A 14,773-nucleotide genomic window follows, 5' to 3' on the forward strand; every position below is an offset into this window, starting at 1 on the left:
AAGGTCTTCCGTTCAGTGCAGTCCGAGATAGGCTTTGCGGACGTCTTGGTTGTCGAGAAGCGAGGCGCTGTCGCCGGAGAGATGGATACGGCCGTTGACCATGACATAGGCGCGCTGAGAGAGCTTCAGAGCATGGTTGGCGTTCTGCTCGACGAGAAAGATGGTCTTGCCCATCGCCGCGATCTCTCCCAGGACTTCGAAAACCCGCTTGACGATCAGCGGCGCCAGACCCAGCGACGGTTCGTCGAACAGGATCAGCTCCGGCCGCGCCATCATCGCGCGGGCGATGGCGAGCATCTGCTGTTCGCCGCCCGACATCGTGCCGGCGGTCTGGTTCCGGCGCTCCTTGAGGCGCGGGAAGAGCTCGAACATGATGTTCCGGTCCTCTTCGAACCAGGCCATGCCGATCGGCGTCGTGCCCATCATCATGTTCTCTTCGACCGACATTTCCTGATAGATCTGACGCCCCTCGGGAACGAGCGCTATGCCGCGTCGGGAAATCCTGTTGGTTGGCATGCGGGAGATGTCTTCGCCGCGATGCAATATCCTGCCCGACGAGGCGCGCGGCGCGCCGAAAATGGAGGACAGCAGCGTGGTCTTGCCGGCTCCGTTCGCGCCGATCAGGCTGACGATTTCACCGGCGGAGATATGAACGTTGATGGCCTTCAGCGCTTCGATCGGACCGTAATGGGCATGAACGTCGGCGAATTCTAGAAGCGGCACCGGCGTGTCGGATGGCTGGCTCATGCATGGACCTCCTCTTCGCTGACGCCGAGATAGGCCGCGACGACGGCCGGATCGTTGGCGACGTGTTCAGGCGTGCCGTCGGAGATGACCTCGCCATGATCGAGCACGACGATGTGGTTTGAAATGCGCATGACGAGGCCCATGTCATGCTCGATGACGAGCACCGTCTGGTCGTGGTCGGCGCAGAGCCGCTGGATGACCTCCGCAAGATCCCGGGTTTCCGAGGGGTTCAGGCCGGCGGCCGGTTCGTCGAGGCATATGAGGCTCGGGCTCGTGCACATGGCGCGGGCGATCTCGACGCGGCGCTGCCGGCCATAGGGCAGCTCGCCGGCAAGGCGGTTGGCGTCCTCGGCAAGATTCATCTGTCTCAGCCAATGATAGGCGCGGTCGACTGCCTCGTCTTCGGCCTTGCGGAAGGTCGGGGTGCGGAAAACGCCGCTCAGAATATTGTTGCGGGTCGCGAGGTGCTGGGCGACCAGAAGGTTCTCGATGACGGACATTTCCTTGAACAGGCGGATGTTCTGGAACGTCCGGGCGATCCCGGCGCGGGTGACGAGGTGCGAGCCGCCGGTGATCGGTTTCGTCACCAGCTCGCCGATATCGGCCGGGCCATCGCGCCCGTTCAGGATGATGCGGCCTTCGCTGGCGCGATAGAAGCCGGTGATGCAGTTGAACATCGTCGTCTTGCCGGCGCCGTTCGGGCCGATCAGCGCGGTCACCGCGCCGCGTTCGACGGTGAAGCTGACGTTCCGGTTGGCGACGATGCCGCCGAAACGCATCGTGACGTTCTGTACGTCGAGGATGGTTTTGCTCATCGCCCCGCCTCTGCCTTGCTCGGGAAGGACAGTGCGCTGCCGACGCCTTCTTCCATCGTGCTCGGAAAGAAAGCCGGGCGCTTGATGCGGACTAGCCCGCGCGGCTTCCAGATCATCATGACGACCATCAGAATGCCGAAGACCAGCACCCGGTATTCGGCGAACTCGCGCAGGAGCTCGGGAAGAATGGTGAGGACCAGAGCCGCGGCGATGACGCCTGCCGTCGATCCCAGGCCGCCGAGCACGACGATTGCCAGGATCAGCGCGGATTCGAAAAAGGTGAAGGATGTCGGGTTCACGAAACCCTGTTGTGCGGCGAAGAAGACGCCGGCCAGCCCGCCGGTGGAAGCGCCGAGCATGAAGGCGGTGAGCTTGGTGAAGACGTGATTGACGCCGAGCGAACGGCAGGCGATCTCGTCTTCGCGCAGTGCTTCCCACATGCGGCCGAGCGGTATGACGCGCAGCCGCTCCACCGCGTAGATAACGAAGCAGACGACGAGAAACAGCACGAAATAGAGGAACCAGAACTTGTAATCCGCACTGTAGGGGATGCCCAGATATTCATGAATGGGCACGCCGCCCTGTTTGGCCGTGCGGGTGAATTCGAGGCCGAAGAAGGTCGGCGGCGGAACCGGAGCGCCGTTGGGGCCGCCGGTGAACTCAAGCCAGTTGTTCAGCACCAGGCGGATGATTTCACCGAAGCCGAGCGTGACGATAGCAAGGTAATCGCCATGCATCTTGAGGACGGGAAAGGCGAGAACCATGCCGCAAAGGCCGGCGAGGAACGGGGCAAGGATCAGCGCGCTCCAGAATCCCAGGCCAAGATATTGCGATCCGAGCGCCAGTAGATAGGCGCCGACGGCGTAGAAGGCGACGTAGCCGAGGTCCAGCAGGCCGGCAAGCCCGACGACGATGTTTAGCCCCAGGCCGAGCAGGCAGTAGATCAGCGCGAGGATCGCAATGCCTAGGAAATATTTGTCGGCAAAAAACGGCAGGCTCAGCCCTGCGACAAACAACAGGGCAAGGACGAGCATCGGCGACCGTTCCTTGCCGTTCATGACGGTCACGCCGGCGCTGTTGCCTGCCATGCGCAGGCTGAACTTTCGACCGAGGCTGCTCATCTGAAATAGCGAGAGCGCCGATCGGCCCACCGTGACAATGGCGGCGAGCAGCAGCGCCCGCGTCAGTTCGTTGGTGAAAGAAAATCCGTCGAGCACCAGTCCCGAGATCGGGCCGAACAAGATGATGGAGACCGTGAAGGTGAGGAGCGCTTGTTTGAGGAGCGTGTGAAGGCGATTGGGTTCCATGATTTCTGCTCCTCCTCAGACTTTCTGGATTTCAGGACGGCCAAGCAGGCCATACGGTCGGAAAAACAGAAGGGTGATGAGCAGCGCGAAGGCGAAGACGTCCTTGTAGTCGGTGCTGACATAGCCGGCGAACAGCGCCTCCGTCAGGCCGAGGACGATGCCGCCGAGCACAGCACCCGGCAGCGAGCCGATTCCGCCGAGAACCGCGGCCGTGAAGGCCTTGATGCCCATGACGAAGCCGATGAAGAAGTTGAAAGACCCGTAATTGAAGGTGACCAGCGTTCCACCAACGGCGGCGGTCGCTGCGCCCATGACGAACACCGTCGAGATGATCCGGTCGGTATTGACCCCCAGGATCGCCGAGATGCGGATATTCTGCTGGGTGGCGCGGCACTCGCGGCCGATCCTCGTGTAGTTGATCACATAGGTGAGCAAACCCATGGCGATCAGCGAGGCGAACAGGATGACCGTCTGCATATAGGTGATCTGCGCGAAGTGAGTTTCGTTGCCGATCCGGAACGCTCCCTGGATCAGCGTCGGTACGCCCTGGTCGCGCGCGCCCTGGGCGATCTGGACGTAGCTCTGCAGCATGAGCGAGATGCCGATCGCCGAGATGAGCGGAGCAAGCTTGGTCGAGCCGCGAAGCGGTCGATAGGCCACGCGCTCGATCACCCAGCCATAAACGGCGGTGATTGCGCAGCTGATCACCAGCACGGATATCAAGGCGAAGGGAACCGACTGGACGCCGAAATAAGCAAGCACGGCAAGGGTGATGGCGGCGATATAGGCCGATACCATGTAGACGTCGCCATGGGCGAAGTTGATCATCCGGATGACGCCGTAGACCATGGTGTATCCGACCGCGATCAGGCCGTAGATCGTCCCGAGCGTGATGCCGTTGAATAATTGTTGAACCAGGATGTAAAAGTCCATGGTGAACCCCTCTTATGTTTTCGGGGATGGATAAGCCGGCCGAACCTTGCGGTCCGGCCGATCCGGCAAAATTGCCTTACTTCACCAAAACAGGGCTTCCCTTGTCGTCGAAATTGTAGAAGACGAACTTGAAGTCCTTGATGTCGCCCTTCGCATCCCAGGTGATCTTGCCGATGGCGGAATCGACGGTGTTGTTGCGAAGATAGTCGGCCTGGGCCTTCAGCTCGTCGCCGGCCTTCAGCGCGGCGACGACCGCCTGCGCATTGGCATAGCCGTAGAGCACGTAGTTGGCGGGCGTAATATTGGCTTTCTTCAGCGCATCCTGGACGCCCTGCGTGGACGGATCCGCCAGCGGATCCGGTGTCGCCGAATAGTAGACGTTCTTCAGATTCTGAGCGCCGCCGGCGGCTGCGACGAGTTCTGCCTGGGCGAAGGCGTCGCCGCTGACGACGGCCACGTCGACACCCTGCTCCTTCAACTGGCGGATCAGCGGGCCGCCTTCGGGAATGAGCCCGCCGAAGTAGACGGCGTTGGCACCGGAGCTCTTGATCTTGGTGACGAGCGCATTGAAGTCGCGTTCGCCGCGGGTGAGACCCTCATACATGACCGGCTTTACGCCGCGCGCTTCGATCGTCTTCTTGACGGCGTCCACCAGGCCCTGGCCATAAGTGTCCTTGTCATGGATGAGGGCGATCTTGTCCCGCTTCAGCGTATCCAGAATGAAGCTGCCGGCCACCACGGCCTGCTGGTCGTCACGGCCGCAGCCGCGGAACAGATTATCGAAGCCGCGATCGGTCACGGTCGGGTTGGTCGAGGAGGGCGTCATTTCGAGGATGCCGGCGTCATTGTAGACTTCGGACGCCGGGATGGTGTTGGACGAGCAGAAATGCCCGATCACGGCCTGGACCTTGTCCTGGTCGACGAAACGGTTGGCGACCGCCACTGCCTGCTTCGGTTCGCAAGCGTCGTCACCCTTCACCAGTTCGATCTTCTTGCCGTTGATGCCGCCATTGGCGTTGACGTCGCCGACATAGGCCGAGACGCCGCTGAACACCTGCTCACCGAAGGTCGCATTGGCGCCGGTAAAGGGGCCGGCGACGCCGATCTTGATCGTGTCGGCTGCGAAAGCGCTGGAAAAGAGCAGGGCGGAGGCGAGCGTGGTCGCCGTAAGAAGCGTTGAGATGGATTTCATTGTGCTTTCCCTCTGGTTGAAGCAACTCTGATGTTCTTGTCTTTCGGGATGCGGGTTCGGCCCGCATTCACTCTTTGCCGTCACGCGAAGTCATTATTTTTATTCAGTTATTCGTCGTTCTCAAAAAAACGCTTGGAAAGCGCGTTTCGAGATTTTTGACTGTTTTTCCAATTGACACTTATATGATAAGTGACATATACGAAGATCGTCAAGCGGAAATGTTGCAGCGGCGCTGGCAACAGTGAAGAATGGCTGGATGCGGGGCCGCATGAGTGCGGACTCGAACGTGAGAACTGGGGAACAAGACGGTGAGCAGCACGCCACGAAACTGCCGGGTGGGCGTCGATATCGGCGGCACCTTTACGGATATCGCTCTCGACCTCGATGGGACGCTTCACTCGACGAAGATATTGACCGATTATACGGCGCCGGAGCGGGCGATCCTGAAGGGCGTCAAATCCGTCGCCGAGATGGCGGGCATCGCCCTTTCGGAGATCGGCATCCTTATCCACGGCACAACGCTTGCCACCAACGCTCTCATCGAGCGGCGCGGCGCCAGGACCGCTTTCGTGACGACCGAAGGGTTTCGCGATGTGCTGGAGATGCGCACCGAGAACCGTTTCGAACAATATGATCTCAATATTTCCCTGCCGCCGGCGCTGATCGCCCGCGCCGACCGCTTCGTCATACGCGAGCGTATCGATGCTACCGGCAAGGTCCTGCTCGATCTGGACGAGGCCTCGGTCGCCGCAGCCGTCGGGAAGATTGCGGCGGGCGGCTATGAAAGTGTCGCGATCGGCTTCATTCATGCCTATGCCAACGGCGCGCATGAAATTGCCGTCCGCGATGCGATCCTGAAGCGGCTTCCCGATATTTCCGTTTCGATCTCGTCGGAAGTTTCGCCGCAGATGCGCGAGTTCGAGCGCTTCAACACGGTCTGCGCCAATGCCTATGTTAAGCCGGCGATCAAATCCTATCTCGACCGTCTCGTCGTGTCGCTGAAGGAGATCGGCGTCGGCTGCCCGGTCTTTATGATCCACTCCGGCGGTGGGATCGTTTCGGTCGAGAGCGCCTCCGAATTTCCGGTGCGCCTCGTCGAATCCGGTCCTGCGGGCGGCGCGATTTTTGCGGCCGACATCGCCCGCCAATATGGCCTCGATACAGTTCTGTCCTTCGACATGGGCGGCACGACCGCGAAGATCTGCCTGATCGAAAACCAGGTGCCGAAGACAGCAAAGACTTTCGAGGTCGCGCGCACCTATCGCTTCCGCAAGGGATCCGGCATGCCGATTTCCATCCCTGTCGTCGAAATGGTGGAAATCGGCGCGGGCGGCGGTTCGATCGCTTCGGTCGACGGCATGCGCCAGATCCGCGTCGGGCCGCATTCGGCTGCCTCCGAGCCGGGGCCGGCCTGTTATCAGCGCGGCGGCAAGAATCCGACGGTAACCGACGCGGACCTGATCCTCGGTAAGCTCGATCCCGATAATTTCGCCGGCGGCGCCATCCCGCTTTCCATCGAGGCGAGCCGTAAGGCGATGAGCGACGATATCGGCGCAGTCATCGGCCTCGACCCGGAAGCTTCCGCCTACGGCACCTGCGAGATGGTGGATGAGAACATGGCAAATGCCGGCCGCGTCCATACCGTCGAGAACGGAAAGAACATTTCCGATTTCACCATGATCACCTTCGGCGGCGCAGGCCCGCTGCATGCCGCGCGGCTCTGCGAAAAGATGGGGATCTCGACCTTCCTCGTGCCACCCGGCGCCGGCGTCGGTTCAGCGATCGGCTTCCTCAAGGCGCCGTTCGGCTATGAATCGGTCCGCAGCGCCGTCTTCAACCCGTCGCATTTCGAATATGCCGAGGCCAACCGGCTGCTGGAAACCATGAAGGCTGAAGCGCTCGGCTTCGTCGAAGGCGGTCTCGACGCCGGGGCTCCGGTCATCGAACGCACGCTCTTCATGCGCTATGCCGGGCAGGGCTGGGACATTCCGGTGCCGCTTGCTGAAGACAACTTCGATTCAACGAGCGCTGAAGCGATCGCAGCCGCGTTCGAGCGTGAATATGAGCGCTTCTTCGGTCGTGCCATCGAAGGTTTGGATATCGAGATCGTCAGTTGGTCGGTCAAGGCGAGTTCGCCGCTGCCGCCGGTCGAGCGCATCCCTTCCGTCGCCGAAGGCGGTGTCGTGCCGCCGGTCAAGACCCGCCGCCTGTTCGAGGCCTCGCAGGGCGCCTATCTCGACGCCGGCATTCACGAGCGGACCACGCTGAGGCCGGGCGACGTCGTCAAGGGTCCCGCCGTCATCGTCGAGCGCGAGACATCGGCGGTCCTTACCGCCTCCTTCAAGGCCATCGTCCAGCACGACGGCTGCCTGCTCGTAACCCGGATCTGAGGATCGTCACATGAACAAATCCATGATCGATATCCATATGCAGGTCATGTGGAACCGGCTGATTTCCGTCGTCGAGGAGCAGGCGCAGACGCTGATCCGCACGGCCTTCTCCACCTCCGTCCGCGAGGCGGGCGATCTGTCGGCCGGCGTTTTCGACCTCGACGGCCGCATGCTGGCGCAGGCGGTGACCGGTACGCCCGGCCACGTCAATGCGATGGCGGAATCCGTCGCGCATTTCATTGCCGATATCGGGCCGGAGAATATCTTCGAAGGCGACGTCTACATCACCAACGATCCGTGGAAGGGGACGGGCCACCTGCACGACATCACCGTCGTCACGCCCTCCTTCCATCGCGGCAAGCTGGTCGGTTATTTCGCCTCGACCGCCCATGTCGTCGATGTCGGCGGCCGCGGGTTCGGCCCGGATGCGCGCGAGGTCTATGAAGAAGGCATCTTCATCCCGATCATGAAGTTCTTCGAGCGCGGCGAGTTGAACCGGACGCTGATCCACATCGTCCGCAACAATGTGCGCGAAAGCGACAAGGTCGTCGGCGACTTCTATGCGCTCGCCGCCTGCAACGAGACCGGCCATCGCCGGCTCATCGACATGCTGACGGAATTCAATCTCTCCGACTTGTCGACGATCGGCACCTTCATCCTCAAGCACAGCCGCGAGGCCACGCTGGAGCGGCTGAGGAACCTTCCGCATGGCGCCTGGAGCTACAGCCTCGATCTCGACGGCTATGACGAGCCGGTGCATCTGGCAGCCAGGCTCAGCATCGGTCCCGAGGGCATCGTCGTCGATTTCGACGGCACCTCCGGCATGAGCAAGTTCGGCATCAACGTGCCGCTCGTCTATGCAAAGGCCTATGCCTGCTACGGCATCAAATGCGTGGTGGCGCCTGAGATTCCGAACAATGCGGCCTCTCTCGCCCCCTTCGACGTGGTGGCGCCTGAAGGCTGCATCCTCAACGCCAAGCGGCCGGCGCCGGTCGCGGTGCGCCACGTCCTCGGCCATTTCGTGCCGGATCTCGTTTTGGGCGCGCTGCATCAGGCGCTCCCGGGCCAGGTGCCGGCCGAAGGCGCGAGCGCGCTCTGGAATCTGCATATGAGCGTGCGCCCGCTTTCCGACCAGATCGGCGGCAAGGGCGCGGAAATCCTGATGTTCAATTCCGGCGGTTCCGGTGCGCGTGCCTCGCTCGACGGCTTGAACGCCACCGCCTTTCCGAGCGGCGTGCACACGATGCCGATCGAGGCGACGGAGAATGTCGGCCCGGTGATCGTCTGGCGCAAGGAACTGCGCGAGGGTTCAGGAGGAGCGGGCGGGCAGCGCGGCGGTCTCGGCCAGATGATCGAGATCGAGGCGGCCGAAGGCTTCAGCTTCCGTTTCTCCGCCATGTTCGACAGGCTCGGCCATCCCGCGCGCGGTCGTGACGGCGGATTGGACGGCGCGGCCGGCGCCGTTGCGCTCGATGACGGCACGGTTCTCAAGGGCAAGGGGCTGCAGTTCGTGCCGGAAGGCCGCCGCCTCGTTCTCTCGCTTCCGGGCGGCGGCGGTTACGGCGATCCGGCCGCCCGCCCGAGTGAGGCGGTCGAACACGATCTCAGGCATGGATACATCACCGAAGAACAGGCTGGCGCCTACGGCCGGAGCCGGACCCAGGGAGGCAAGGTATGAATATGATTGCATTCGAAAGCGCGCGTGTCGCGACGATCAAGTCCTCGCCCTCCATGGCGGTCTCCATGGCCGCCAAGGCAATGCGGGCCAAGGGAGAGCATGTCATCGACCTGTCGCTCGGCGAGCCCGATTTCGATACGCCCGCTCACATCGTCGAAGCTGCGATCGAGGCGATGAAGCGCGGCTTCACGCGCTATACGGCGCCGGACGGCCTGCCGGAACTGCGCCAGTCTATCGTCGCCAAGTTCAAGCGCGAAAACGGCCTCGACTATGCCATGGACGAAATCTCCATCGGCAACGGCGCCAAGCAGATCCTCTTCAACGCTTTCCTCGCCACCTTGGAGCCCGGCGACGAAGTGGTCGTGCCGGCGCCCTACTGGGTCTCCTACACCGACATCGTCATCCTGCATGGCGGCGTGCCGAAGGTCGTTGCCTGCGGCGTCGAGGATGCCTTCAAGATCACGCCGGAACGCCTCGAAGCGGCGATTACGCCAAGGACGCGCTGGTTCCTGTTCAACTCGCCATCGAACCCGACCGGCGCGATCTACACGGCGGACGAGTTGAGGGCGCTGGGCGCGGTGCTGGCGCGCCATCCCCATGTCGCCATCATGTCGGACGAGATCTACGAGCATATCGTCTGCGCCGACGTGCCGTTTACCTCCTTCGCCGTCGCCTGCCCGGAGCTGAAAGAGCGCACGCTGATCATCAACGGCGTTTCGAAGGCCTATGCGATGACGGGATGGCGCCTCGGCTATGCGGCTGGTCCGAAGCAATTGACCAAGACCTTGAACAAGCTCCAGTCGCAGAGCACGACCTGCCCGTCCTCCATCACCCAGGTCGCGGCCGCTGCCGCCCTCGACGGCCCTCAAGACTTCGTCACGACGGCGGTTGCTGAATATAAGGCGCGCGGCCAACTTGTCGCCAAGGGTTTCGCCGCGATACCGGGCCTCGAAGTGCGGGCGCCCGAAGGCGCCTTCTACCTCTTCCCCAAATGCGCCGGCTATATCGGCAGGACGGCGCCTGACGGCACCCGGATTTCCAACGATACGGAACTGGCCTCCTATCTCCTGAAAGAGGGGAAGGTCGCCACCGTCCCCGGTGCCGCTTTCGGCGTCGAGCCCTATATCCGCCTTTCGTTCGCAACATCGCGCGAAAATCTCGCCATTGCCATCGAGCGCACCGCCGATGCGCTGGCCAGACTTCGCTAAGGGGAAAATATTATGACCGATTATCAGCGCACGCTTCTTACCGGCGCGGCTGGCGCTCTCGGAACCCAGCTGCGCGAATCCGGAACAAGGCTCGGCAAGATCGTCAGGCTGTCGGCGCGCAAACCCTGCGAAAACCTTGCTCCGCACGAGGAGGATGTTCCGGCTGATCTTTCCGATTTCGACGCCGTCTTGAAAGCGGTGGAGGGCTGCGACGCCATCATCCATATGGGCGGCCAGGGGCTGGAAGCGTCCTGGAACACCATTCTCAACGCCAATATCGTCGGCAGCTACAACATTTATGAGGCGGCCCGGCAGCACGGCGTCAAGCGTATCGTCTATGCCAGCTCCGTTCACGCTATCGGTTTTTACGAGCGCACCGAGACGATCGACGGCAACGCGCCAACCCGCCCCGACAGCCTCTACGGCGTGTCGAAGACCTTCGTCGAAAACCTCGGCCGCTATTATTTCGACAAGTTCGGCATCGAGACGGTCAGTCTGCGCATCGGCTCCTCCTTCCCGGAGCCGACGGACCGGCGCCATCTCATCACCTGGCTTTCCTATCGCGATTGCCGCCAGCTCGTCGAAAAGAGCCTGTCGGCCGAACGCGTCGGCTTCATGGTCGCCTATGGCATGTCCGACAACAGCCGGGCTTTCTGGGACAACCGTACGGCGGCTTCCCTCGGTTACAAGCCGGAAGACAGCGCCGACGACTACGAAGAAAAGGTCTTCGCGAAGACACAGCAGGGCGATCCCAACGATCCGGCCGTGCGCTTCCAGGGCGGCAGCTTTGCCGCCGCCGGCCATTTCGAAGACGAGAAGAAGTGAGACGCCGATGCAAGCATCCAAGTCATCCTATGACGTGGTGATCGTCGGCGGCGCGGTGGTCGGCAGTTCGGCCGCCTATTTCCTCGCGACCAATCCCGATTTCAAGGGTTCGGTCCTGGTGATCGAAAAGGACTGGACCTATCAACGCTCGGCCACCGCGCTTTCCTCCAGTTCCATCCGCCACCAGTTCTCCAATGCAATCAACGTCAAGGTCTCGCAATTCGGCACGGAGTTCATCCGCAACTTCAAGGAAAACGTCGCCATCGATGACGACACGCCGGAGATCGGCTTTCACGAGGCCGGTTACCTGTTCCTTGCCGAGGACGAGCGCGGCGATCAGGTCTTGAGACGCAATCACGAGACCCAGCTTTCCTGCGGCGCCGAGGTGACGCTTCTCGATCCTGACAGCCTCGGCCGGCGGTTTCCCTGGCTCAATCTCGAAGGGCTGACGCTCGGCAGCACCGGTGAGCGTGGCGAGGGCTGGTTCGACAGTGTCGGCCTGCTGCAGGGCTTTCGCAAGAAGGCTCGCTCGCTCGGGGTCGAATACATCGAAGACGAGGTCGTCGCCGTCAACAGAGAGGGAGACCGCGTCGTATCCGTATCGACGAAGAGCGGTCAGACGATCGCATGCGGCACGATGGTCAATACCTCAGGCACCAACGGCAAGAAGGTTGCGCGGATGGCCGGTCTCGACGTTCCCATCGAGCCGCGGCGGCGCTCGCTGTTCGTCGTCGATTGCCGCACGCCGCTCGAGGGAAAAGTCGGCCTGACGATCGATCCGACGGGCGTTTTCTTCCGGCCGGAAGGCAAATTCTATCTGATGGGCACCTATCCCAAACACGATCCGGAAGTGGACCCGAACGATTTCGACGTCATGCATGACGAATTCGACGAGGAAATCTGGCCGATCCTGGCGAACCGGGTTCCGGCCTTCGAAGCGATCAAGGTCGTCAACTCCTGGGCCGGCCATTACGACTACTGCACCCTCGACCACAATGTCGTCCTCGGGCCGCATACGGAAGTCGGAAATTTCCTCTTTGCAAACGGCTTCTCAGGCCACGGCCTGCAGCAGTCGCCGGCGATGGGCCGGGGTCTCTCGGAGCTGATCGCCTATGGCGGCTTCAAGACCCTCGATCTTTCGCCATTCGGCTATGAGCGGGTGACGGTGAACCGGCCCTTCCTCGAAGACGCCGTCATCTAACGAACAGGAGAGGGAACCCGATGAGAAACGAAACATCAAAGCGCAGCGGCGGCCAGGTGCTCGTCGATGCCTTGCGCATCCACGGCGTCGATCGTGTGTTCGGCGTGCCGGGTGAAAGCTATCTTGCCGCCCTCGACGCCTTCCACGACCTAGAAGAGGCCATCGAATTCGTCATCTGCAGGCAGGAGGGCGGGGCTGCCTATATGGCGGAAGCCTACGGCAAGATGACCGGCAAGCCCGGCATCTGTTTCGTGACCCGCGGGCCGGGCGCCACGAATGCGTCTATCGGCGTGCATACGGCTTTCCAGGATTCGACGCCGATGATCCTGTTCATCGGCCAGGTGGCGCGCGACCAGATGGAGCGCGAAGCATTCCAGGAGATCGATTATCGCCGGATGTTCGGCCAGATGGCGAAATGGGTGGTCGAGATCGAGGACGCCGCCCGCATCCCCGAACTCATCAGCCAGGCGTTCCACCGCGCCGTCAACGGCCGGCCGGGACCGGTGGTCGTCGCGCTTCCCGAGGATATGCTGACCGATATGGTCGATGTCGCCGACACGCCGCCCCACAAAAAGGTCGAAGCCTTTGCCGGCGAACAGCAATTGGAGGAACTGCTCGGTCTTCTCTCGCAGGCCAAGCGCCCGATGGCGGTCGTCGGCGGCGGCGGCTGGACGCAGCAGGCCGTTGCCGATCTGAAGGCCTTTTCGGAAGCCTTCAGCCTGCCGATCGCCGCGTCCTTCCGTTGCCAGGATCTGTTCGACAACGAGCATCAAAACTATGCCGGCGATCTCGGCCTTGCCGCAGGGCCGAAGCTGATCCGGCATATCAAGGATTGCGATCTGCTGATATCGATCGGCGCCCGTCTCGGGGAGATGACGACAGGCGCTTATACGCTGATCGACATTCCCGTTCCGAGGCAGTCACTCGTTCACATCCATCCTGGCGCCGAAGAACTCGGGCGGGTCTATCACGCAAGCCTGCCGATCAATGCCAGTGTCGCCGGTTTCTTGTCGCAGGCGGCAAAGCTGAAGCCGCCTGTCGCACCGGTATGGACGGATTGGACCAGGACTGCCCATACCGACTACCTCGAAAACCTCAAGCATCCCGAGGTGCCGGGTCCGGTGCAGATGGGCGACATCATGGAATGGCTGCGCGGCCATCTCAAACCCGATGCCATCCTGACCACCGGCGCCGGCAATTATTCCGCCTGGGCGCATCGTTTCTATCAGTATCGCTCGTTCCGCACCCAGCTCGGGCCGACCAACGGCTCCATGGGTTATGGCGTGCCGGCGGCGGTCGCCGCCAAGATCACCGATCCCTCGCGCACGGTGGTTGCCTTTGCCGGCGACGGATGTTTCCTGATGAACGGCCAGGAACTCGCAACGGCGATGCAATATGACGCCCGGGCGATCTTCCTCGTCATCAACAACGGCATGTACGGAACGATCCGCATGCATCAGGAGCGCAGCTATCCCGGCCGTGTTTCCGGCACCCGCCTGACGAACCCGGATTTTGCCGCGCTGGCGCGGTCCTACGGCCTGCATGGCGAGACCGTGGAGAAGACGGAGGACTTCGCCGGCGCTTTCGAACGCTGCGAGGCATCGGGCAAGCCCGGCCTCATCGAAATCCGAATCGACCCGGAAGCGCTGACGCCGAAAATGAGCCTGACGCAGATTCGCCAGCAGGCGATTGCTCAGGGAAAATGATCGGGAATGCGCCGCCTGAAAGCCAGGCGGCGCGCTTCAATCTTCCGCGTCGATGCTCGCCGGCTCGTCAAGCATCGTGCGGTAACGATGCAAGCTTTCTTCCAGGTGGGTGATCAGCGCGTTCTTCGCGGCCTTGACGTCACCCTGGGTGATCGCGGCCAGAATGGCGGCATGTTCCTTGTTTATCTTCTTCAGATAACCGCTGTAGCCGCGCGCCGATTGCCGATGCTTGAGCACGAGATCGAAATTGATGCTCTCCATCACCGCTTCCAGAAAACTCGGAAAATGCGGATTGCGGGTGGCACGGGCGATCGCAAGGTGGAATTCGTAATCGGCGCGCGCCTCGACGACGGCATCATCGGTGACCAGGTTTTCGAGGGCGTCGTAGGCCCGGGCGATCTCGGCAAGCGCCTCTGGCGTACGCCTCGCGGCTGCAAGCGCGACGGACTGGATCTCGACGCCGAGCCGCAATTCCAGGATTTGCATCGCCGAGCGAATATCCTCGATGCGGCTGATCTCGAAATTGAGAGTCTTGGCATCCTTGTCGGAAACATAGACGCCGGCGCCCTGGCGCGCGGTCACCCTGCCGCCGACCTTGAGCGAGGTGAGCGCCTCGCGAATGACGGTTCGGGAAACGCCGAATTCCTCGCACAGCTGGGCACTTGACGGAATTTTCTCGCCGGGTGCATAAAGGCCGGAGTCGATGCGCTCCATCAGCTTCGCAACGACGATTTCCGCGAGATTGCCTCGTTGCGTGATGATTGACACTTG

12 protein-coding genes are annotated in these 14,773 nt (G+C 62.0%); 6 read left to right on the forward strand and 6 right to left on the reverse strand.

Features of this window, described 5'->3' with window-relative positions; translation table 11 throughout:
* Positions 1-12 precede the first annotated feature (12 nt).
* From QMO80_RS22380 to QMO80_RS22400, 5 genes are all read right to left on the reverse strand, one after another.
* On the reverse strand, positions 13-747 hold the full coding sequence (locus QMO80_RS22380) for an ABC transporter ATP-binding protein (protein WP_097628131.1): 735 nt from the start codon (positions 745-747) through the stop codon (positions 13-15).
* Complete coding sequence (locus tag QMO80_RS22385; RefSeq protein WP_283200613.1) at positions 744-1,562, reverse strand: ABC transporter ATP-binding protein; 819 nt, start codon at positions 1,560-1,562, stop codon at positions 744-746. Before QMO80_RS22385 ends, QMO80_RS22380 begins: the two co-directional genes overlap by 4 nt.
* Positions 1,559-2,869, reverse strand: a complete 1,311-nt coding sequence (gene livM / locus QMO80_RS22390; protein ID WP_283200614.1) for a high-affinity branched-chain amino acid ABC transporter permease LivM — start codon at positions 2,867-2,869, stop codon at positions 1,559-1,561. The genes QMO80_RS22385 and livM overlap by 4 nt, the downstream gene beginning before the upstream one ends.
* A 15-nt stretch (positions 2,870-2,884) precedes the next feature.
* Positions 2,885-3,802 carry a branched-chain amino acid ABC transporter permease LivH gene (locus tag QMO80_RS22395; RefSeq protein ID WP_097628128.1) on the reverse strand — a complete coding sequence of 306 codons (918 nt, stop codon included), beginning with the start codon at positions 3,800-3,802 and terminating at the stop codon, positions 2,885-2,887.
* Between the two features lie 76 nt (positions 3,803-3,878).
* Positions 3,879-4,994: an ABC transporter substrate-binding protein gene (locus QMO80_RS22400; RefSeq protein WP_131710463.1), complete on the reverse strand. Its 1,116-nt coding sequence runs from the start codon at positions 4,992-4,994 to the stop codon at positions 3,879-3,881.
* Positions 4,995-5,302: 308 nt separating this feature from the next.
* Between QMO80_RS22400 and QMO80_RS22405 the strand changes: the two genes are divergently transcribed.
* Genes QMO80_RS22405 through QMO80_RS22430 form a run of 6 tightly spaced genes read left to right on the forward strand, consistent with a single transcriptional unit; the run spans position 5,303 to position 14,002 of the window.
* Positions 5,303-7,384, forward strand: a complete 2,082-nt coding sequence (locus QMO80_RS22405; RefSeq protein ID WP_283200615.1) for a hydantoinase/oxoprolinase family protein — start codon at positions 5,303-5,305, stop codon at positions 7,382-7,384.
* 10 nt (positions 7,385-7,394) lie between these two features.
* Positions 7,395-9,062, forward strand: a complete 1,668-nt coding sequence (locus tag QMO80_RS22410) for a hydantoinase B/oxoprolinase family protein (RefSeq protein ID WP_283200616.1) — start codon at positions 7,395-7,397, stop codon at positions 9,060-9,062.
* The gene (locus QMO80_RS22415; RefSeq protein ID WP_283200617.1) at positions 9,059-10,270 is read left to right on the forward strand and encodes a pyridoxal phosphate-dependent aminotransferase; all 1,212 of its coding nucleotides are present in this window, start codon (positions 9,059-9,061) and stop codon (positions 10,268-10,270) included. The genes QMO80_RS22410 and QMO80_RS22415 overlap by 4 nt, the downstream gene beginning before the upstream one ends.
* Before the next feature lie 12 nt (positions 10,271-10,282).
* A complete protein-coding gene (locus QMO80_RS22420) occupies positions 10,283-11,095 on the forward strand; it encodes an NAD(P)-dependent oxidoreductase (RefSeq protein WP_283200618.1) in 813 nt (270 codons plus the stop codon).
* A 7-nt stretch (positions 11,096-11,102) separates the two neighbouring features.
* A complete protein-coding gene (locus QMO80_RS22425) occupies positions 11,103-12,296 on the forward strand; it encodes an FAD-binding oxidoreductase (RefSeq protein WP_283200619.1) in 1,194 nt (397 codons plus the stop codon).
* Positions 12,297-12,316: 20 nt separating this feature from the next.
* Positions 12,317-14,002 (forward strand): thiamine pyrophosphate-binding protein, encoded by a 1,686-nt coding sequence (locus tag QMO80_RS22430; protein WP_283200620.1) that lies wholly within the window; start codon positions 12,317-12,319, stop codon positions 14,000-14,002.
* Positions 14,003-14,038: 36 nt separating this feature from the next.
* On the opposite strand, the gene QMO80_RS22435 is transcribed toward QMO80_RS22430, so the two are convergent.
* Positions 14,039-14,770 carry a FadR/GntR family transcriptional regulator gene (locus tag QMO80_RS22435; protein WP_097628120.1) on the reverse strand — a complete coding sequence of 244 codons (732 nt, stop codon included), beginning with the start codon at positions 14,768-14,770 and terminating at the stop codon, positions 14,039-14,041.
* Between the last annotated feature and the right edge of the window lie 3 nt (positions 14,771-14,773).

It is taken from the genome of Rhizobium sp. BT03 (assembly GCF_030053155.1).
Lineage (GTDB): Bacteria > Pseudomonadota > Alphaproteobacteria > Rhizobiales > Rhizobiaceae > Rhizobium.

What these genes read in the sequence shown, in the direction of transcription:
- QMO80_RS22385 (WP_283200613.1), bottom strand. Translation starts at nt 1,562, where the DNA reads ATGAGCAAAACCATCCTCGACGTACAGAACGTCACGATGCGTTTCGGC.
- QMO80_RS22395 (WP_097628128.1), bottom strand. Translation starts at nt 3,802, where the DNA reads ATGGACTTTTACATCCTGGTTCAACAATTATTCAACGGCATCACGCTC.
- QMO80_RS22410 (WP_283200616.1), top strand. Translation starts at nt 7,395, where the DNA reads ATGAACAAATCCATGATCGATATCCATATGCAGGTCATGTGGAACCGG.
- QMO80_RS22400 (WP_131710463.1), bottom strand. Translation starts at nt 4,994, where the DNA reads ATGAAATCCATCTCAACGCTTCTTACGGCGACCACGCTCGCCTCCGCC.
- QMO80_RS22430 (WP_283200620.1), top strand. Translation starts at nt 12,317, where the DNA reads ATGAGAAACGAAACATCAAAGCGCAGCGGCGGCCAGGTGCTCGTCGAT.
- QMO80_RS22425 (WP_283200619.1), top strand. Translation starts at nt 11,103, where the DNA reads ATGCAAGCATCCAAGTCATCCTATGACGTGGTGATCGTCGGCGGCGCG.
- QMO80_RS22380 (WP_097628131.1), bottom strand. Translation starts at nt 747, where the DNA reads ATGAGCCAGCCATCCGACACGCCGGTGCCGCTTCTAGAATTCGCCGAC.
- QMO80_RS22415 (WP_283200617.1), top strand. Translation starts at nt 9,059, where the DNA reads ATGAATATGATTGCATTCGAAAGCGCGCGTGTCGCGACGATCAAGTCC.
- QMO80_RS22420 (WP_283200618.1), top strand. Translation starts at nt 10,283, where the DNA reads ATGACCGATTATCAGCGCACGCTTCTTACCGGCGCGGCTGGCGCTCTC.
- livM (WP_283200614.1), bottom strand. Translation starts at nt 2,869, where the DNA reads ATGGAACCCAATCGCCTTCACACGCTCCTCAAACAAGCGCTCCTCACC.